The organism is Serratia proteamaculans (assembly GCF_949794035.1).
Classification (GTDB): Bacteria; Pseudomonadota; Gammaproteobacteria; order Enterobacterales; family Enterobacteriaceae; genus Serratia; species Serratia proteamaculans.
This window is the reverse complement of record NZ_OX461105.1, coordinates 25,815-44,546: the sequence shown is the minus strand read 5'-3', so window position 1 is coordinate 44,546 and position 18,732 is coordinate 25,815. Positions and strand designations below refer to the sequence as shown.

At 54.1% G+C, this 18,732-nt stretch carries 17 protein-coding genes; 10 read left to right on the top strand and 7 right to left on the bottom strand.

The features are described 5' to 3' along the window. Positions 1-131: 131 nt before the first annotated feature. The 3 genes from QOT07_RS00195 to glyQ form a co-directional block, all read right to left on the bottom strand. Positions 132-851: a DUF3053 domain-containing protein gene (locus QOT07_RS00195; RefSeq protein WP_099062268.1), complete on the bottom strand. Its 720-nt coding sequence runs from the start codon at positions 849-851 to the stop codon at positions 132-134. A 480-nt stretch (positions 852-1,331) separates the two neighbouring features. Next, a complete protein-coding gene (gene glyS / locus QOT07_RS00190; RefSeq protein ID WP_207978704.1) occupies positions 1,332-3,401 on the bottom strand; it encodes a glycine--tRNA ligase subunit beta in 2,070 nt (689 codons plus the stop codon). 9 nt (positions 3,402-3,410) lie between these two features. Continuing rightward, positions 3,411-4,325 carry a glycine--tRNA ligase subunit alpha gene (gene glyQ, locus QOT07_RS00185; RefSeq protein ID WP_012004542.1) on the bottom strand — a complete coding sequence of 305 codons (915 nt, stop codon included), beginning with the start codon at positions 4,323-4,325 and terminating at the stop codon, positions 3,411-3,413. Between the two features lie 261 nt (positions 4,326-4,586). On the opposite strand from glyQ, the gene QOT07_RS00180 reads away from it, so the two are divergent. Both QOT07_RS00180 and QOT07_RS00175 read left to right on the top strand, forming a co-directional pair. After that, entirely contained in the window at positions 4,587-5,930 is a 1,344-nt protein-coding gene (locus tag QOT07_RS00180) for an MFS transporter (protein ID WP_283602383.1), read from the top strand. Positions 5,931-6,294: 364 nt separating this feature from the next. After that, complete coding sequence (locus tag QOT07_RS00175) at positions 6,295-6,954, top strand: acyl-homoserine-lactone synthase (protein WP_283604262.1); 660 nt, start codon at positions 6,295-6,297, stop codon at positions 6,952-6,954. Here the strand turns inward: QOT07_RS00175 and QOT07_RS00170 are convergent. Together QOT07_RS00170 and QOT07_RS00165 are read right to left on the bottom strand one after the other, a co-directional pair. Beyond that, positions 6,913-7,659 carry a helix-turn-helix transcriptional regulator gene (locus tag QOT07_RS00170; RefSeq protein ID WP_283602382.1) on the bottom strand — a complete coding sequence of 249 codons (747 nt, stop codon included), beginning with the start codon at positions 7,657-7,659 and terminating at the stop codon, positions 6,913-6,915. The two genes, QOT07_RS00175 and QOT07_RS00170, sit on opposite strands and share 42 nt — an antisense overlap. A gap of 846 nt (positions 7,660-8,505) precedes the next feature. Further along, positions 8,506-10,494 (bottom strand): autotransporter outer membrane beta-barrel domain-containing protein, encoded by a 1,989-nt coding sequence (locus tag QOT07_RS00165; protein ID WP_283602381.1) that lies wholly within the window; start codon positions 10,492-10,494, stop codon positions 8,506-8,508. Positions 10,495-10,691: 197 nt separating this feature from the next. On the opposite strand from QOT07_RS00165, the gene QOT07_RS00160 reads away from it, so the two are divergent. The 8 genes from QOT07_RS00160 to ghrB all read left to right on the top strand — a co-directional run bounded on the left by QOT07_RS00160 (position 10,692) and on the right by ghrB (position 18,125). Beyond that, positions 10,692-11,255: a DNA-3-methyladenine glycosylase I gene (locus tag QOT07_RS00160; protein WP_207978710.1), complete on the top strand. Its 564-nt coding sequence runs from the start codon at positions 10,692-10,694 to the stop codon at positions 11,253-11,255. Then, positions 11,231-11,689 carry an N-acetyltransferase gene (locus QOT07_RS00155; protein ID WP_129937810.1) on the top strand — a complete coding sequence of 153 codons (459 nt, stop codon included), beginning with the start codon at positions 11,231-11,233 and terminating at the stop codon, positions 11,687-11,689. Before QOT07_RS00160 ends, QOT07_RS00155 begins: the two co-directional genes overlap by 25 nt. 267 nt (positions 11,690-11,956) lie before the next feature. After that, positions 11,957-12,619: an OmpA family lipoprotein gene (locus QOT07_RS00150; RefSeq protein WP_099065701.1), complete on the top strand. Its 663-nt coding sequence runs from the start codon at positions 11,957-11,959 to the stop codon at positions 12,617-12,619. Between the two features lie 138 nt (positions 12,620-12,757). Beyond that, entirely contained in the window at positions 12,758-13,774 is a 1,017-nt protein-coding gene (locus tag QOT07_RS00145; RefSeq protein ID WP_129937809.1) for a LacI family DNA-binding transcriptional regulator, read from the top strand. Between the two features lie 184 nt (positions 13,775-13,958). Then, a complete protein-coding gene (locus tag QOT07_RS00140; protein WP_283602379.1) occupies positions 13,959-14,711 on the top strand; it encodes a sugar phosphate isomerase/epimerase family protein in 753 nt (250 codons plus the stop codon). A 6-nt stretch (positions 14,712-14,717) separates the two neighbouring features. Then, positions 14,718-15,677, top strand: coding sequence for a sugar kinase (locus QOT07_RS00135; RefSeq protein ID WP_283602378.1), 960 nt, complete (start codon positions 14,718-14,720; stop codon positions 15,675-15,677). A 97-nt stretch (positions 15,678-15,774) separates the two neighbouring features. Continuing rightward, a complete protein-coding gene (locus QOT07_RS00130; protein WP_112349451.1) occupies positions 15,775-17,043 on the top strand; it encodes an MFS transporter in 1,269 nt (422 codons plus the stop codon). Positions 17,044-17,147: 104 nt separating this feature from the next. After that, positions 17,148-18,125, top strand: coding sequence for a glyoxylate/hydroxypyruvate reductase GhrB (ghrB, locus tag QOT07_RS00125; protein ID WP_283602377.1), 978 nt, complete (start codon positions 17,148-17,150; stop codon positions 18,123-18,125). Between the two features lie 44 nt (positions 18,126-18,169). Here ghrB and QOT07_RS00120 read toward each other — a convergent pair whose 3' ends face one another. Together QOT07_RS00120 and QOT07_RS00115 are read right to left on the bottom strand one after the other, a co-directional pair. Then, complete coding sequence (locus QOT07_RS00120) at positions 18,170-18,457, bottom strand: type II toxin-antitoxin system RelE/ParE family toxin (protein ID WP_283602376.1); 288 nt, start codon at positions 18,455-18,457, stop codon at positions 18,170-18,172. Then, on the bottom strand, positions 18,447-18,695 hold the full coding sequence (locus QOT07_RS00115; protein ID WP_085115185.1) for a CopG family ribbon-helix-helix protein: 249 nt from the start codon (positions 18,693-18,695) through the stop codon (positions 18,447-18,449). Before QOT07_RS00115 ends, QOT07_RS00120 begins: the two co-directional genes overlap by 11 nt. Positions 18,696-18,732: the final 37 nt, after the last annotated feature.

The window sequence follows — 18,732 nt, the reverse complement described above, 5'->3', positions numbered from 1 at the left end:
AAACTACATATTGGAAAACGATGATTAATTGAAGTGTAGTACAGAAGCGTCGGTCAGGAAGTGAGCAAGCTGTTGGAAAGACTGGAAGGGAAATGGCAGAAGCCGTTATGCCGGCTTCTGCGTTTACACTATTACTGGGTGACGCTTGAAACGGTTTTCTGTGCGTTCAGTAAATCCTGCTGCTTGGCCACCAGATTCGACATCATGGTGTTGTACTGCGTTGCCTGCTGGGAGGTACGGAACTGCACGCCGTTATTGTTAAAACTCACCTGATTACCCTGAGTACGCAGGAAATCCCCAACCTGCACCAGATCCTGAACGAAACTGGCGGTAGTAGGAATAACCGGCATCAGCGCATTGGCCGGCCCGGTGACAATCTTGTCATAGGCCTGGTTATACACCGCTTTCAGGTCGTCAGGTTGCTTCAGTGCGGCCCGGGCGGTATCCGCCTGTGACTTGGCTGACTGGATCTGCTGCCCCAGCAGGTTCAGCGCCCCCACGGACTGTTGCAGCATATCACGCTTGCTCATGTAGTCCTGCGCGGTGCGGATCTGGTTAATTTGATCCAACGCCGGCGTCAGGCTGGCATCCAGTGATTTGGACAACTGCTGTGAAAAACCGACCAAAATGGCGTAATCACCGGCATAGTTGCCGAACTTCTGTTTCTGATCTTCGCTCAGCGTCGGGATTTTCGCGCCGCTGCGCATCACCGTATTCTGTATGTAATCAATGAACGCCTTGCGTTGTTCCGGCTCTTTATCGCCGCAAGCAGTCAATTGCATGACCACCAACAATGCCAATACCGGGGCCAACCAACGCGCGAAATTTCTGCTCTGGATCCCTACCGCCATGTGACATAACTCCTGTTATAAACCTGCTTTTTCATCGGACTCCGTCCCTTTTTCTGCACTCCCTGCGCCTATAAGAATAGATCAACTGAGTGCGATACGATACGCGATTCACCTTTCGGGGCTTATTCTTCGGTGAAAGGGGAGTAATAGCGATATCTGAAACCATGTCGAACATGATTTGAGAGCGCTGAAATAAAGCCCTACCCCCCAAGTCAGCCCCCAAGTCGGTGAGCTATTGGCAGCGTTAAAAGGAACAGGTTTGACACAAAACCGCCCACTGCGGAAACAGCAATAAAAAAGGCGCCCTAAGGCGCCTCAGACTGCTGACATAGTTATTTATGGTTAAAAGTACTATTTCGAGTGCTAATAAAAGCAAAGAATTATGTCTTCTGGTTTATCCCAAACATCCGAAAACCACGTTTTTCGGGTGTTTGTCACCAAACTAAGGCGCCCTAAGGCGCCTTTTCACAGCAGAACCGCTTATTGCAGCACGGAGATATCCGCTACCTGCAGGAACAGCTCACGCAGCTTGCTCAGCAGCGTCAGACGGTTCACACGCACCGCTTCGTCTTCTGCCATCACCATGACGTTGTCGAAGAACGCATCGACCGGCTCACGCAGGTCAGCCAGTTCCACCAGCGCATCCTGATAGTTGCCTGCCGCAAAATACGGCTCCAGCTTATCGCGCAGCACCACCAGGTGAGTCGCCAATTGGATCTCAGCCGCTTCTTTCAATACCGAGGCATGTACACGGTCATTCAGCGTATCGGTAGATTTGGCCAGAATATTGGAAACGCGTTTGTTGGCCGCAGCCAGCGCTGCTGCCGCTTCCAGGGTACGGAAGTGGGTTACGGCTTTAACGCGAGCGTCAAAGTCTGCCGGTTTGGTCGGACGACGTGCCAACACCGCCTGAATGGTGTCAACGGCATGGCCTTCTTCCTGATACCAGGCGCGGAAGCGACCCAGCATAAACTCGACCACCTCGTCGACCACCTTGGCGTTGGTCAGCTTGCTGCCGTACAGGCGCACGGCCTCTTCGGTCAGGGTCTGCAGATCCAGCGACAGGTTTTTCTCAACGATAATACGCAGCACGCCCAGTGCAGCACGGCGCAGTGCGAACGGGTCCTTGTCGCCTTTCGGATGTTGCCCAATGCCGAAAATACCGGCCAGGGTGTCCATCTTGTCGGCGATCGCCAGCGAACAGGCCACCAGCGACTCTGGCAGCGCATCACCGGCAAAGCGCGGCTGGTACTGCTCATTCAGCGCGACGGCAACGTCTTCTGCTTCGCCGTCGTGACGCGCATAGTGCATGCCCATCACGCCCTGGGTGTCGGTGAATTCGAAGACCATGTTGGTCATCAGATCACACTTCGACAGCAGGCCCGCACGGGTGGCGTGATTAACATCGGCGCCAATCTGGCCGGCAACCCAGCCCGCCAGCGTCTGAATACGATCGGTCTTGTCGCGCAGGGTACCCAGTTGCTGTTGGAACAGCACGGTTTCCAGACGCGGCAGGTTATCTTCCAGACGTTTTTTGCGGTCGGTGTTGAAGAAGAACTCGGCATCGGCCAGACGCGGGCGCACCACCTTCTCGTTACCGGAGATAATTTGCTGCGGATCTTTGGATTCGATATTGGCCACAAAGATAAAGTTCGGCATCAGTTTGCCCGCGGCGTCATACACCGGGAAATACTTCTGGTCGCCCTTCATGGTGTACACCAACGCTTCCGCCGGCACCGCCAGGAATTTTTCTTCGAATTTGGCGGTCAACACCACCGGCCACTCGACCAGCGAGGCCACCTCTTCCAGCAGGCTTTCGCTCAGATCGGCCTTGCCACCAAGGGTCGAAGCAGCCAGCTCGGCGTCACGCTTGATCATCGCCTTACGGGTTTCGTAATCGGCGATCACCTTACCGCGCTCCAGCAGGATCTGCGGATATTGGTCGGCATTGTCGATAGTGAACTCGGCCTCACCCATGAAACGGTGGCCGCGAACAGTGCGGGCAGAATCGATGCCCAGCACGGTGCCCGGGATCAGTTCTGCACCCAGCAGCATCGTCACGGTGTGCACCGGACGCACGAACTGCACCTCGGAATCGCCCCAGCGCATCAGTTTCGGGATCGGCAGCTTGGCCAGTGAATTGCTGACCATGCCCGCCAGCAGCGCTTGCGCGGACTGGCCTTTAACGTGGGCGCGATACAGCAGCCATTCACCTTTGTCGGTCGCCAGACGTTCGGCCTGATCGACGGTAATACCACAACCGCGTGCCCAACCTTCGGCCGCTTTGCTTGGCTTGCCTTCGGCGTCAAACGCCTGGGCAATGGCCGGACCGCGTTTTTCGACTTCGCGATCGGCCTGTGCAGCGCTCAGATTAGCCACTTTCAGCGCCAGACGGCGTGGAGCGGCAAACCAGCTCACTTCGCCGTGCTCGAGGTTGGCGCTATCCAGCTCGGCGGTAAAATTCGCGGCAAAAGCTTCTGCCAGTGAACGAAGAGCCTTCGGCGGCAGCTCTTCCGTGCCGATTTCCACCAGGAAAGTCTGTTGAGTCATGGCTGCCTCTTAGCTCTTGTTCTTTTTGCACATTGGGAAGCCCAGCGCTTCGCGAGAAGCGTAGTAGGCCTCGGCAACGGCTTTGGTCAGCGTGCGGATACGCAGAATATAACGCTGACGCTCGGTCACCGAGATCGCCTTGCGCGCATCCAACAGGTTGAAGGTGTGGCCGGCCTTCAGAATACGTTCGTAAGCCGGCAGCGGCAGTGGTTTTTCCAGAGCCAGCAGCGACTGGGCTTCTTTCTCGTACTGCTCAAAGCAGGAGAACAGGAAGTCCACATCGGCGTATTCGAAGTTGTAAGTAGACTGCTCCACTTCGTTCTGGTGGAACACGTCACCATAGGTGGTCACACCCAGCGGGCCGTCGCTCCACACCAGATCGTAGACGCTGTCCACGCCCTGGATATACATCGCCAGGCGTTCCAGACCGTAGGTGATCTCGCCGGTTACCGGTTTGCACTCCATGCCGCCAACCTGCTGGAAGTAAGTGAACTGCGTCACTTCCATGCCGTTCAGCCACACTTCCCAGCCCAGGCCCCAGGCGCCAAGCGTCGGGTTTTCCCAGTTATCTTCTACGAAACGGATGTCGTGAATGGTCGGATCCAGACCCAGCTCTTTCAACGAGCCCAGGTACAGTTCCTGAATGTTGTCCGGTGACGGCTTAATCACCACCTGGAACTGATAGTAATGTTGCAGGCGGTTCGGGTTTTCACCGTAGCGGCCGTCGGTCGGACGGCGGGATGGCTGCACGTAGGCGGTAGCCATAGGCTCCGGGCCCAGTGCGCGCAGGCAGGTCATCGGGTGTGAGGTTCCCGCGCCGACTTCCATGTCCAATGGTTGAACGATGGTGCAGCCCTGGCGCGCCCAATAGTCCTGCAGTGTCAGGATCAGGCCCTGAAAGGTCTTGGTATCAAACTTTTGCATGTTGAATTCGCACGCGATACAAGTGGATTTAAATGGGATGCGCCAGTATACCCGTTGACCGTAAGATATACAGCCCGAATCCGGCAACAAGTGCGAATCATCAAAGAAGCGCGGGGTTTTACGCACTGAAATGGGGCAAATGCGCCCGCATGGCACGGTTTCACGCTGCGGATACATAACGAGCCCCTGCCCTCCCTGGCCGCCGAGAGTGGCACTAACCTTGCTAGCGTCCTGATAATCAACATTTCAGGAGGTTCGCTGATGACTACCGCCTTAACCGACAGCCGCTATCGCTACCGTATTTTCGCCATGGTGTTCTTTATTGCGTTGATCAACTACGTCGATCGCGGTGCGCTTTCCTTCGCCGCCAACGATATCTCCCGTGAATTCAACTTCAACAAGGCCCAGTTGGGTGCCGTACTCGGTTACTTCGGCTTTGGCTATTTGTTTGGTTCGCTGTGCGGAGGCTTTCTGGCCGACCGCGTCGGCACCAAAAAGGTCTGGCTGATCGCCGGGGCACTGTGGTCGCTACTGGAGATCGCCACCGCCTGGGCGGGTGAACTGGGGGTAGCGCTGTTCGGGGGTTCGGCAATCATGGGTTTCGCCGCACTGCGTATCATGTTCGGTTTTGCCGAAGGGCCGGCCTATGCGCTGATGAACAAAACCATCGCTAACTGGGCACCGCGTAAAGAGCGTGGGTTTTCATTGGGTATCGGGTTGCTGAGCACCCAGGTGGGATCGCTGCTGACCGCTCCGCTGGCGGTAGGGTTGCTACTGCTGACCGATGACTGGCGCAGCATGTTTATTTTGCTGGGTTTGTTCTCGCTGCTCGCCATTCTGCTGTTTGCCCGCTTCTTCACCGACACGCCGCAAGAGCATCCGGAGGTCAACGCAACCGAACTGGCAGCCATCAGCGCCGATCAGGACGCAGACAGTCAACAACCACGGCTGCCGTGGTGGGCTTTCTTCACCAACCGTACGCTGGTGTTTAACGCCCTGGGTTACTTCTCTTTCCTCTATGTCACTTTTGTGCTGGTCACCTGGGGGCCCAAATACCTGCAAGACACCTTTAATTACGATCTGCACTCGCTGTGGTATGTGGCGATGATCCCGTGGAGTGGAGCCTGTTTCACCGTTCTGCTCGGCGGTCGCATCGCCGATGCGCTGCTGAGACGCTTCGGCAACCTGCGGCTGGCCCGTAATCTGTTTGCGGCAGTCACGCTGCTGCTGACCGGCACCTGCTTCCTGCTGATCCCCTTTATGAGCACGCCGACCGAAATCATTCTGCTGATGACACTGGGTAATGCGCTGAATGCGCTGGTGAATAATGTGTATTGGTCGGTGGTGATCGACGTCACACCGAAGGCTTCAGTAGGCGCCTACAGCGGTATGACGCTGGCGATTGCCAATATTGCCTCGATCACCGCACCGATGCTGAGCGGCTGGCTGGCACAACACCACGGCTATGGCGCCATGTTCTTAGCCACCGCCGTGGTGTCTTTCTGCAGCATGCTGTGCATGACCTTGCTGCAGCCGGAAAGAAAGATCGGGGCCGACAGCTCGCTTGTGAACCATCGTGGTATTCAGCACGCAGCGCAGCGATAACAACAAAACCATGAGGCAAGGATGCCGTCAGATTAACGCATGTCGAGTTAAGTTAATTTTGCTACCCGCCGACAATAGCGAATCTATTATCTACGCGATTGATAACATACCGGCAATAATAGTGCTTATAAAAACATCCTCAGGTGAAACATTGCAGGGATAATTAGTAAACAAACGATGCACAGATTAAAATAATCATTATCAACAGGAAAGAAACCCTCGATTATAACAAGCATCTATCAATCATTTATCTCTAAGGCTAAAAATTTACTTGCCGACTTGACTCTGGTAGGATTACCTATCGCACATTAACAATGTTGCAAGACGTAATTAAATTTAAAATTCGATTATGGAAGATGTAGAAATGATAGAAGTTTTTGATGTAGATTACAATCTACTGTCGGATAACCGATCGAAAGAATTATTCTCTTTAAGAAAGAGAACATTTAAGGATCGTCTCGACTGGATTGTGAATTGTGAAAACAACATGGAGTTTGACGAGTATGATAACAATCATACTACCTATCTGTTTGGCATGTATGACAACATGGTGATCTGCAGCCTGCGATTTATAGAAACAAAATACAACAACATGATCACCGGAACGTTTAAATCCTATTTTAACAAAATAGATATTCCGGAAGATAATTACATTGAAGCCAGCAGACTCTTTATCGATAAAGAGCGTGTTCAGACGTTGAAACTGCAAAAGAAACCCATCAGTTCAATACTATTTTTATCAATGATAAATTATGCAAGAAATTACGGTTACCAGGGGATCTATGCCATTATTAGCCACCCCATGCTAATTATCTTCCAAAGATCCGGTTGGGAAATATCTGTGGTCGAGCAAGGACAGTCAGAGAAAAACCAGCGTATCTATCTTATTTATATGCCGGTTGACGATCGTAACCAGCAGATATTGATCGATCGCATCAACTTGGCCCATCCTGGCTTAACTCCGGATCGCGACGCCTGGCCATTAGCCTTCCGCGTCAGGCAGCACGGGTCTTATGAGCTGTAGCTCAACGCCTAGCCTGATAGCATGCTTGGCGTTTGTAACCCCCAGTTTTTTGACAGCATTACCAATATGATATTTTATTGTGGTGAGTTTGATCCCCAGGATTAATGCAATCTCCTGATAGGATTTCCCCATGCTTGCCCAGTAAATTATCTCATTCTCTCGCTTCGAGAATATTTCTTTATTATTCATTTTGTCAAAATAGGTGGGGCTATTGATTTCCTTGTAAAACGTAGTGAGTTTATCATGCGTAGTAATTAACAGCATTTGGAGTTTGTCTTGGTTAGCCGTTATTCTCTCTTCTATATTATCGTCACAATGCTTATCAATCATGATAGATAGCACCACCAAATTATGATTATGATCGTGCAGCACAAATGTATAGCCATTAACTACATTATAATTTTTCGCCATGTCAAAAATTTTTGGCAGCTTTAACCCTGGGTCAATCATTATATTTTCATCCCAGGAGAAAGGTGTAATGCGACGTGAGGCAGTAATCAGAACAGGATCAATAAACTGATAGTTATTATCTGTATAAAACTCAAACCATTCCGTTCTGTTCGAAATTATCGCAAAATTCGCCGGATTTCTTTTATTCATTATGGCATAGGCGTACTTCACATTACTATATTCGCTAAGTTTAGCTTCCAAATCGTTTTTTATGGAGGTGTTAATAATTTCATTATTGAAGAATGAATTTGACACTCAATCGTCTCCTTGAAAAATGAAAGTCCATCATAAATAAAAAGTATAACATAAAAACTACTTATGGCATAACTGAGAAAGCCGCCAAATAATATGATCCAAAAAGATAATTTAAAACGACACTCAACTTTATTTACACAATAAAGTTAATCACGGTGCGTTAATTTAATTAGATTAAAAGCCTGGCTATCATCACCAGAACACTTGGCAAATCTGGGTAAACAAGGAGAAATTCCGATAATTAACTGCCAAAGCATTCAGATGATTGAAATGTTAATTTTAATAACAAAATAAACAAGGGAGCTACATATCCAGGCAGGCATTACGAGTAAATACGAAGAGAAGCAAACCATTCGCTATCAAGGGCAAAAAACCAATAACTTCCTCACCCCATCAAATGACAGGGTGAAAGAAAGAAATTGACAATCAAAATATAGAAAACAATAATATTTAAATATTATTTCCCTGGTGTTGGCCAAATTGGCTATCTGATCCTGATTCAGGATCAGTTTTTTTTTGTAATGTGTGTCTTGTTTTTCTGGGGTAACAATAAAGTCTTTCAAACTCGAATGATAGTTGTACTAAAGTACAGTCACACACTGTATTTTCTCATATGGAGAGCGGTGATTACCGCATTATAGCGTTGGTTTCAACCCACTCAGTACCACCAATAAGCCGTAGCAAATCGGTTAATCCCTCATAAATAAACTCGCACTTTTCAGCCATCCATTATCAATATGCTGTCATGCAGATGTCAGGTACGTCATCGTTATAACTACGATTCATTGCACCAATCTGTATCGGTTACGGGCCCGATCTCAGGGCCCTGAGATAGATATCAACCCATCAGAACCGAGCGCTGACGCCGACGTTATACATAAACTGTTCGCCGCTGCTCAGGCCACCGGTCTGTGAAACGGTGGCGAACGCCGCCACCTGATCGGTCAGCGGCATGTTCGCCCCCAGCGTCACATCCACCCAGTTTTTATCCTGATTGGCACTGTCGCGGGTGAAAGAGGTTTGTGTGGATTTCAACCCGCCGCCGGCTCGATAAACATCATCACCAAATTGATGCTGATAGCTCACCTCGGCATACGGATTAAACAGGCCAAAGTTGCTGTCTAACCGCCAGCCCAGTGCACCAATCTGCGAATGGTAGGTCTGGTCGTTAAACCGCATGGCGGTGCTGTCGTTGCCGTCCTCGCTGTAACCGGAGACATTGCTGTAATCCCAGGCGAACTGCGCCATCGGTCCGGTGGTCAGGTAAGAGGTCACCGGGAAGTCATAGCCGGCGGTGACCCGTGCGCCCCACTGTTTACCGTCGGTGCTGCCGGTTTCGGTGCGATTTAACGCCCCAAGCTGCATGCTGCGGCGAATATCATCGTAATCCATCGTCGCGTAATGCAAATCGGCATTCACCCAGCCGTGCTCAAACACATCCAGAGCGGTAAAGGCCGAAAACAGCAGGCCACGCGCCTTATAGTCATAGCGGCTGGAGGGTTGCTGATCGTCATTGGAGCCGGAAATCAGCGCCCCAATTAACCAACCATCGGTCAACTGGTAATCCACCCCGACCGTCAGATTGTGGGTGGTGGCGTTGCCGTCACCGGCTGCCAGATTGGACGAATAGTCATAGTGTTGCCCGGCATAACCGCCGAACACGCCCAGCGCGCCTTGCGGATTATCACCGTTACGTAACTGTTGGAAACGGCTGTCGAGGGTGGCGCGGCTGTCGCGCGCCATGGCCGCCGTCGCCTGATTCAGCGCCACCACCTGCGCTGGGCCGTCCAGTACCGCCTGAATGTAATCGGCAATCAGTTGATGCGCCTGCGGGCTGGGGTGGAAATGGTCGGCAAACAGATAGGATTGGCTACTGTCAAAACCCGGCGTGGCAGAACTGCACACGGCGGAAGAGACGCCCGGCGGACAGGCCATACCGGCGGTATTGGTAAAGCCAAACTGCGCCGGGTTGGCAATCGCCTCGCTAAACAGCTTGTTTACGTCGACCCGGACGATATTACCGCTGCCCTGTGCCAGCAGGCGGTCTTCGCTCTGGTTGTAAAAATCAGTCAGTTGCCCGGCCTGAGCACTCAGGTTGTCAAAGGCGGCAATCAACTGTGCCGCAATCGCCTGCTGCACCTGCGGGATGGCACTGCCCTGCGCCGCTGCAGCCGTCAGCGCCTGGTGGATGGCCTGGGTACGCTGGTCGTTATCCGGCGTAGCCAATGTATTAAGGGTGGCATAGGCCGCCTGTACCGCCGCGTTTTGCACCGGGGTCAGCGCCTGCTGGATAATCAGCTCCATCAGTTGCGGCGTAGAACCAATATTTGGCACCGTCGGGACGATCACCGTACCGGCACCGGCATTCAGCAAAGTTTGAACCTGCGCTGCGGCGGCCGCGGCACTGTTGTAGGCCACACCCGGCGCGGTTGTCGGGTTTAACGCCGCTGCCGCCAAATCGTTGCCGCCAATCCAGTGAATATACAGTCCGTCACCATCAGCCCGGCCATTGACCCGATTGAGATAGCTCTGGACTTGATCCTGAGTGTTATCCGCCGGGTTGAGCGCCGGCACGGCCACGCCACCACCGGCGGCATAGTTGTCGCCCCCGTTATCCGAGGCCACCAGCGCGGCACCGATGCGCTGCGCCAAAACTTCGTCATACAACAGGTGCTTATTGCTGTCGTAGGTAAAGCGGCCATTGTTGCCGGTGTCACTCAGACTGTCGCCAAAGACGTAGAGTTGGTCGTAGGCCAGCACCGGGGTGGTCATACTGCATAATATCGCCACTGCAAGCACCGCCGGGCGGGGCATACTCGTTATTTTTAGAGGCATGAATAGACTCCTGAGAGCCAGCAAATGAAGGAAAACCACTTTTATCATTGGCCTTTTTTTAGTGCCGGCCATCTAGTAAATATTGCTGGCTTTTTCGCCACGTCAAGCCGGCTGATGATAAAACAATCAGGGGCTTGCCAAGTTCACCACTTCGGGCGATGCTTACTGTAAATAAACACAGCACAAGGACAGTCATTATGGTCAATGAACGTTGCGGTTGGGTGACGGCAGATCCGTTATACCTCGAATATCACGACAAGGAATGGGGAGCGCCGACCACCGATGCGCGTGAACTGTTTGAAATGCTCTGTCTGGAAGGACAACAGGCCGGGCTTTCGTGGATCACCGTGTTGAAAAAGCGTGAGAACTACCGTCGCGCCTTCCACAATTTCGATCCTCAGCGGGTGGCAACGATCGATGAGCAAGAGGTGGAAACGCTGCTGCAGGACAGCGGTATTATCCGCCACCGGGGCAAAATTGAAGCTATTATCGCCAACGCCAGGGCCTATCTGGCGATGGAAGCCGCCGGTGAAGATTTCGTCAGCTTTATCTGGACCTTTGTCGACGGCGAACCGCTGCTCAACCGTTGGCAACAACTGAGCGAGGTACCGGCGAAAACCGAACGCTCGGACGCCATGTCCAAGGCGCTGAAGAAACGCGGCTTCAAATTTATCGGATCTACCACCTGTTATGCCTTTATGCAGGCCAGCGGGCTGGTGAACGATCATCTGACAGGCTGCCTCTGCTACCCAAAGCCATAGCGATCCGCCCTTGCCAGCCGGTCGATTTGCCGCGGCTGATGGCCCTGTGGCTGCCCAGTACCATCGCTGCCCATCCGTTCGTGAAGGAAAGCTACTGGCTGGAAAGCGCAACGCTGGTACGGGAGAACTACCTGCCGCGAGCACACAGTTGGGCGTATTGGCATCAAGGGGAGATCGTCGGCTTTATCAGCGTGTTGGATCAACGCTTTATTGGCGCGCTGTTTGTTGACCAGGCGTTTCACGGCCGTGGCGTCGGTCAGGCACTGATGGCGCATGTCCAACAGCGCTACCCCCGGCTGAGCCTGGAGGTCTATCAGCAGAATCTGCGCGCCTGTGCGTTCTACCACAAGCAGGGTTTCCAGGTGACCCAGCGCCTGTTAAATGAAGAAACTCAAGCCTATACGTTGATCATGAACTGGTCCGCCACCGTTTGATTTTTGTCACTTCTGGCTAAAAACAACGCATCCCGCACCGGGGTGCGTTCAATTCAGAATCCGCTGCATGGTATTCCCCTCCGTTTTGCCGGATAACAGGCGCAGCCCGTGAGCCGCTTATAATTTGTCACGTTTTTTTCCGGAACTGCCGGAGAGGATACGCGTCATAGTAGCGCCGCAATCTGGCATGCCAGGCGGCCACGGTTTTTTTAGCGTCCCCCAGCTTGGACTGACGCACACAGATTTTGATGCCACAAAGGATAAAACATGAAAAAACGCATTGCGATTATTGCCGGCGCGGTGAGCCTGGCGCTCACGCTGTCAGCCTGTACCACCAACCCGTACAGCGGGGAATCTGAAGCCGGTAAATCCGGCATTGGCGCAGGGATCGGCGCGGCATTGGGCGCAGGCGTCGGCATGTTGTCCTCGTCGAAAAAAGACCGCGGCAAAGGCGCACTGATCGGCGCAGCGGCCGGTGCAGCCCTGGGCGGCGGTGCCGGTTATTACATGGACGTGCAGGAAGCCAAACTGCGCGACAAAATGAAAGGCACCGGCGTTAGCGTGACCCGTCAGGGCGACAATATCGTGCTGAACATGCCAAACAACGTCACCTTTGACAGCAGCAGCGCCACCCTGAAACCGGCGGGTGCCAACACCCTGACCGGCGTGGCCATGGTGTTGAAGGAATACCCGAAAACCGCGGTTAACGTGATCGGCTACACCGACAGCTCCGGCTCCCGTGCGCTAAACATGACCCTGTCGCAGCAACGTGCCGACGGCGTTGGCAGCGCGTTGATCACCCAGGGCGTAGCGGCCAACCGCGTTCGCACCTCAGGTGCCGGTCCGGATAATCCGATCGCCTCCAACAGCACCGCAGAAGGCAAGGCGCAAAACCGCCGCGTTGAGATCACCCTCAGCCCGCTGCAGTAATCCCGTGCGGGGCGCTATGCCCCGCCGTTTCTGATTCCCCCGGCACTCTGCCATTCAACATTCCGGCTCCGCGTCGGGTGTGTTAGTCTCCTTGGCAATTAACCACAGGGGAGATCGGCTGTGAGCAGTGTTAAGGCAATCCGCGCCTCGGGGCGAGCCACCATCAGCGATGTGGCGAAAACCGCCAAGACCGGTAAAACCAGCGTATCGCGCTATTTGAATGGTGAGCAGCACCTGCTTTCTGACGATCTCAAACAGCGTATTGAACAGGCGATCCTCCAGCTCGACTACCGGCCAAGCCAGATGGCACGCAGCCTGAAGGGCGGACAGACGCGCCTGATTGGCCTGATCATCGCCGATATCACCAATCCCTACTCGGTGGACGTGATGCGCGGCATCGAAGCGGCCTGCCGCCAACACGGCTTTACCCTGCTGGTGTGTAATACCAATAACGAGGTCAATCAGGAGCAGCACTACCTGCAACTGCTCAGCAGCTACCGGGTTGAGGGTATCGTGGTCAACGCGGTTGGCATGCGCGAAGAGGCGCTGTCGACGCTGCAACAATCGATGCTGCCGATGGTACTGATCGACCGCAAAATTCATGATTTCGCCTGCGACGTGGTCGGCCTCGACAATCACGAAGCGGCGACGATTGCCACGGAACACCTGCTGCAACAGGGGTTCGAAGCCATTCTGTTTCTCAGCGAGCCGATCGGCACGGTCAATACCCGGCTGGAACGGCTGCATGCCTTCAACCAAACCATGGCGCAACATGCCGGGCTGTTGGCCGAACAGGCTGAAACACCGCTTAACGACGTTAAGCAACTGGAAGCCGTGATCGGTGACTTCAACACCCGTCATCGCGGTATGCGCAAGGCAGTGATTTCCGCCAACGGTGCCCTGACCTTGCAGGTGGCGCGCGCCATGCGCCGTCTGGGTATTCAGTGGGGCAGCGATATCGGCCTGTTGGGGTTTGACGAGCTGGAATGGGCCGAACTGGCCGGGGTGGGCATCACCACCCTGAAACAGCCCACCTATCAAATGGGCCATGCCGCACTTGAGCAACTGGTGCAACGCATTCAGGGCCTGGGTACACCAATCAGCGAACAGATGTTCCCCGGCGAACTGATCGTGCGCGGCTCTACCACCCGATAATTCCCTTCTCTCCGGCAGGAGCGCGGCTTACGGCGCTTCTGCAACGCCCTATTCAGACTATTTTTTGCTCAGGTTCGTGATTGCGATCATATTTTTACATTCTGTCGCTTTCGCCTGGAACCGGTACCATTTAACTTGTGCTTAACAGCAGCGGTGGGAATAACGCCACCTCAGGAGCAAAAAAATGACCAGAGAAATTATCGTGGTGACCGGCGCCTACGGCACCGATACTGTCCAACAGCTCGGCGGCCAGGCCGCTTTACTGCCGATCATCGCCGGTGCAGGCGCCGACGGCGTAGAAATCCGCCGCGAACTGTTTTCTGCCCAGGAGCTACAGAGCCTGCCGGCATTGGCTCAGGCCATCGAACAGCAGCACCTGTTCGTCGTTTACTCCGCACCCGAAGCCCTGTTTACCCCACAGCATACGTTGAACCCCAACCTGCCGGCGCTGCTGGCGGAAGCCCAGACGCTGAATGCGCGCCAGTTAAAATTATCCCTGGGCCACTACCAGCCGGGCTTCGATTTTACCGAACTGAAAGTGGCACTGGAGCAGCATCCGGTCAGCCTGGTGGTTGAAAATGACCAGACCCCTGACTGTGGCATTTTGTCGCTGCTCAATGCCTTTTTCCACGCGGCGGAAGCCAACCGTTTGCCGGTCAGCATGACTTTCGATATGGCCAACTGGCACTGGGTGGGGCAAGACGCCTTCGCCGCTGCGGAGCGTTTGGCTCGCCACGTCAGCTATGTCCACGTTAAGGCCGCCACCCATGGTCTGCGCGGCTGGCGCGCCGTGGCGCTGGATGACAGTGACGGTAAATGGCGTGAGCTGTTGACCCGCCTGCCACTGGATGCGCCACGCGGCATTGAATTCCCGTTGCAGGGCGACAGTCTGGAAGAAGTGACCCGCTACTACGTTAACCTGCTGCGCGCGGAGTAAAACATCATGAAAATGCTGACAACCGCACATAGCACGCCATTGGACGTCGTCACTCTGGGTGAGGCCATGGCCATGTTTGTGGCAACCCAAACCGGCGACCTGGCGGAAGTGGAAACCTTCACCAAGCGCATTGCCGGTGCCGAGCTGAACGTGGCGATCGGTCTGGCACGTCTGGGCCTGAACGTCGGCTGGGTCAGCCGCGTCGGCAACGACACTTTCGGCCGTTTCACCCTGCAACAATTGAAAAAAGAAGGCATTAACGCCCAGCAGGTGACGGTAGACGGCAATTACCCGACCGGTTTTCAGATCAAATCTAAAACCACCGATGGTACCGATCCCAGTGTGGAGTATTTCCGCAAAGGCTCGGCGGCCAGTCATCTTTCGGCGGACGATTTCAACCGCGATTACTTCGGTTCCGCTCGCCATCTACACCTGAGTGGCGTGGCCGCGGCCCTGTCCGGCCAGTCGCTGGCGCTGTGTCACCACGCCGCACGTGAAATGCGTGCGATGGGCAAAACCATTTCGTTTGATCCCAATTTGCGTCCGGTGCTGTGGTCCAGCCAACAGGTGATGATCGAGCAGCTGAACAAGCTGGCGTTTGCCGCCGACTGGGTGCTGCCGGGGCTGAAAGAAGGACAAATCCTCACCGGCCAATCAACGCCGGAAGGCATTGCCGATTTTTACCTGGAACACGGCGTGCAGGCGGTGATCATCAAAACCGGCCCGGACGGCGCCTGGTTTAAAACCGCAGCCGGCGATCAGGCGGCCGTCGCGGCCGTCAAAGTCAGCAACGTGGTGGATACCGTAGGGGCGGGAGACGGTTTTGCCGTCGGGACCATTAGCGCCCTGCTGGAAGGCAAAACGCTGAAACAGGCGGTGCAACGCGGCAACAAAATCGGCTCGCTGGCGATCCAGGCTATCGGCGACAGTGAAGGCTTGCCGACCCGCGCGGCACTGGCTGAATAAATATAACAAACATAATCGGTTAACCGACTTCTCTGCATGACGTGTACCTCTGGCCCTACAACCAGGACGCGTTGAGAGAACACTGAGGAATCTGAACATGAACAAAGCGACTCTCGCGGCTAAACGCTGGTGGTACATCATGCCCATCGTGTTTATCACCTACAGCCTGGCCTATCTCGACCGAGCCAACTTCAGCTTTGCCTCGGCCGCCGGCATCAATGACGATCTGGGCATCACCAAAGGCATGTCATCGCTGCTGGGTGCGCTGTTTTTCCTCGGCTATTTCTTTTTCCAAATCCCCGGCGCGATCTATGCCGAACGCCGCAGCGTTAAAAAACTGATTTTCTGGTGCCTGATCCTGTGGGGTGCCTGCGCCTCACTGACCGGCATGGTCAGTAATATCCCCATGCTGGCCGCTATCCGCTTTATCCTCGGCGTGGTGGAAGCCGCAGTCATGCCGGCGATGTTGATTTACATCAGCAACTGGTTCACCAAATCAGAACGCTCACGCGCCAATACCTTCCTGATCCTCGGTAACCCGGTAACGGTGCTGTGGATGTCGGTGGTTTCCGGCTACCTGATCCACGCCTATGGCTGGCGTGAAATGTTTATCTTTGAAGGTATTCCGGCGGTGATCTGGGCCTTCTGCTGGTGGGTGCTGGCCAAAGACAAACCGGCGCAGGCCAAATGGCTGAACGATGATGAAAAGCTGGCGTTGCAGCAACAGCTGGAAGAAGAACAGAAAGGCATTAAAGCGGTGCGTAACTACGGTGAAGCCTTCCGCTCACGCAACGTGATTTTGCTGTGCGCGCAGTATTTTGCCTGGAGTATCGGTGTGTACGGCTTCGTGCTGTGGTTGCCTTCAATTCTGCGCAGCGGCATGCAGATGGGTATGGTGGAAGCCGGCTGGCTGTCGGCGGTGCCTTACCTGGCGGCTACTATCGCCATGATCCTGGTATCCTGGGCTTCGGACAAAATGCAAAACCGCAAGCTGTTCGTCTGGCCATTGTTGCTGATTGGCGCGCTGGCATTCTTCGGCTCTTACGCCGTCGGTGCCAACCATTTTTGGGTCTCTTACACCCTGTTGGTGATTGCCGGTGCCGCCATGTACGCCCCTTATGGACCTTTCTTCGCCATCATTCCTGAAATGCTGCCGAAAAACGTCGCCGGTGGCGCCATGGCGCTGATCAACAGTATGGGTGCGCTGGGCTCCTTCTTCGGCTCGTGGTTTGTCGGTTACCTGAACGGCGCTACCGGCAGCCCGGCAGCTTCTTATATGTTTATGGCCATTGCCCTGCTGGTGGCGGTGGTGCTGACGCTAATCGTCAAGCCCGCTCGCAACGAGGCCCAACCACAACTGGCCTGATCTGCCTGAATGACCGGGGTGACGGGCACTGCGCCCTTCACCCTTTTTGCTTTATGTTATGTTGGATACCCAACGTCCTAATCGTTAGCTTGCTGGAGTTCGTGATGAAGCCTTCTATCGTTTTATACAAAAGCATTCCCGCCGACCTGCGTGAACGGCTGGAACAGCACTTCACCGTGCACGCCTTCGACGGCCTGAACCCGGAAAACCGCGATGAGCTGCGCCAGGCACTGCAACAGGCGGAAGGGATCATCGGTTCCGGCGGCAAAATTGATGAGGCTTTCCTGCAGCAGGCGCCCAAACTGCGTGCAGCCTCAACCATCTCCGTCGGTTACGACAATTTCGACGTTGACGCGCTTAACGCCCATAACGTGCTGCTGATGCATACCCCGACCGTGCTGACCGAAACCGTCGCCGATACCATCATGAGTCTGGTACTGGCAACGGCACGCCGGGTAGTGGAAGTGGCCGCGCGGGTGAAAGCCGGCGAATGGCAGGGCAGTATCGGGGCGGACTGGTTTGGCGTCGACGTGCACCATAAAACCATCGGTATCCTCGGTATGGGGCGGATCGGGCTGGCGCTGGCGCAACGTGCGCACTTCGGTTTCGGCATGCCGGTGCTGTACAACGCGCGCCGTACTCATGAAGAAGCGGAACAACGTTTTAACGCCCGCCGTTGCGATCTGGATACCCTGCTGGCCGAATCCGATTTCATCTGCATTACGCTGCCGCTGACCGATGAAACCTTCCATATGATCAGCCGTGAACAATTAGCGAAGATGAAAAAGAGCGGCATTCTGATCAACGCCGGTCGAGGCCCGGTGGTGGACGAAGCGGCACTGATCGAAGCACTGCAAAACGGCACTATCCACGCTGCCGGGCTGGACGTGTTCGAAAAAGAACCGTTGGACGTGTCTTCACCGCTGCTGAAGCTGCCAAACGTAGTCGCGCTGCCGCATATTGGTTCTGCGACCCATGAGACCCGCTACGGTATGGCCGAATGCGCCGTCGACAACCTGATTGCCGCATTGACCGGCACAGTCAAAGAAAACTGCGTTAACCCGCAACTACTGAAAAAGTAACTGTCATGGATGCCAGTGGAGTAATAACTGGCATCCATTCAAAATTACCACGCTCTTTTCGGCGGGCGTCTCCGCATATGGAATACCCTGAGAATATGTATTCCATTGTTTTTAATTCTGTACGGGATCAGATAGGGAAAGGTTTTCATCACAATTTCCCGGGTTCCCATTACCCTTCCAGCCCTGCCCAGGGCCGGATTGGCTACCAGCAAGTTCACTAAACGAAAAACCTCCCTGGCGAATTGGGTCGCAACCTGAGGACTCTCTTGGTAAAACCAATCGTACTCATCATCAAAATTGCTTGCGGCTTTCCTTAGCCATTTAATTTTCATCGTTATTCATCACCCCCATCCGCTTGAAGCGAGCCTGCATTTCATCGTCAGAAACAAAATCCCCCTTTTCTGCTTCAAGGATTGCCTGTTGAGTTTCAGCAATCTGCCAGGCTTCACGGCTGATGAAATCCCGAATAGCCTGCCCAGCCAGAAAGGATTTTGTTCTGCCGGTCGCCTTAGCCAAGGCTTCAAGCTGTTCACTGAGATCTTCCGGTAATCGAACAGACATCACGCTCATAGGTCACCTCACACTACAATGTATACATTGTAATATA

Bases quoted from the DNA above. Each gene is read 5' to 3' on its own strand.
- QOT07_RS00195 (WP_099062268.1), bottom strand. From the start codon at position 851: ATGGCGGTAGGGATCCAGAGCAGAAATTTCGCGCGTTGGTTGGCCCCG.
- glyS (WP_207978704.1), bottom strand. From the start codon at position 3,401: ATGACTCAACAGACTTTCCTGGTGGAAATCGGCACGGAAGAGCTGCCG.
- glyQ (WP_012004542.1), bottom strand. From the start codon at position 4,325: ATGCAAAAGTTTGATACCAAGACCTTTCAGGGCCTGATCCTGACACTG.
- QOT07_RS00180 (WP_283602383.1), top strand. From the start codon at position 4,587: ATGACTACCGCCTTAACCGACAGCCGCTATCGCTACCGTATTTTCGCC.
- QOT07_RS00175 (WP_283604262.1), top strand. From the start codon at position 6,295: ATGATAGAAGTTTTTGATGTAGATTACAATCTACTGTCGGATAACCGA.
- QOT07_RS00165 (WP_283602381.1), bottom strand. From the start codon at position 10,494: ATGCCTCTAAAAATAACGAGTATGCCCCGCCCGGCGGTGCTTGCAGTG.
- QOT07_RS00160 (WP_207978710.1), top strand. From the start codon at position 10,692: ATGGTCAATGAACGTTGCGGTTGGGTGACGGCAGATCCGTTATACCTC.
- QOT07_RS00150 (WP_099065701.1), top strand. From the start codon at position 11,957: ATGAAAAAACGCATTGCGATTATTGCCGGCGCGGTGAGCCTGGCGCTC.
- QOT07_RS00140 (WP_283602379.1), top strand. From the start codon at position 13,959: ATGACCAGAGAAATTATCGTGGTGACCGGCGCCTACGGCACCGATACT.
- QOT07_RS00135 (WP_283602378.1), top strand. From the start codon at position 14,718: ATGAAAATGCTGACAACCGCACATAGCACGCCATTGGACGTCGTCACT.
- QOT07_RS00130 (WP_112349451.1), top strand. From the start codon at position 15,775: ATGAACAAAGCGACTCTCGCGGCTAAACGCTGGTGGTACATCATGCCC.
- ghrB (WP_283602377.1), top strand. From the start codon at position 17,148: ATGAAGCCTTCTATCGTTTTATACAAAAGCATTCCCGCCGACCTGCGT.
- QOT07_RS00120 (WP_283602376.1), bottom strand. From the start codon at position 18,457: ATGAAAATTAAATGGCTAAGGAAAGCCGCAAGCAATTTTGATGATGAG.
- QOT07_RS00115 (WP_085115185.1), bottom strand. From the start codon at position 18,695: ATGAGCGTGATGTCTGTTCGATTACCGGAAGATCTCAGTGAACAGCTT.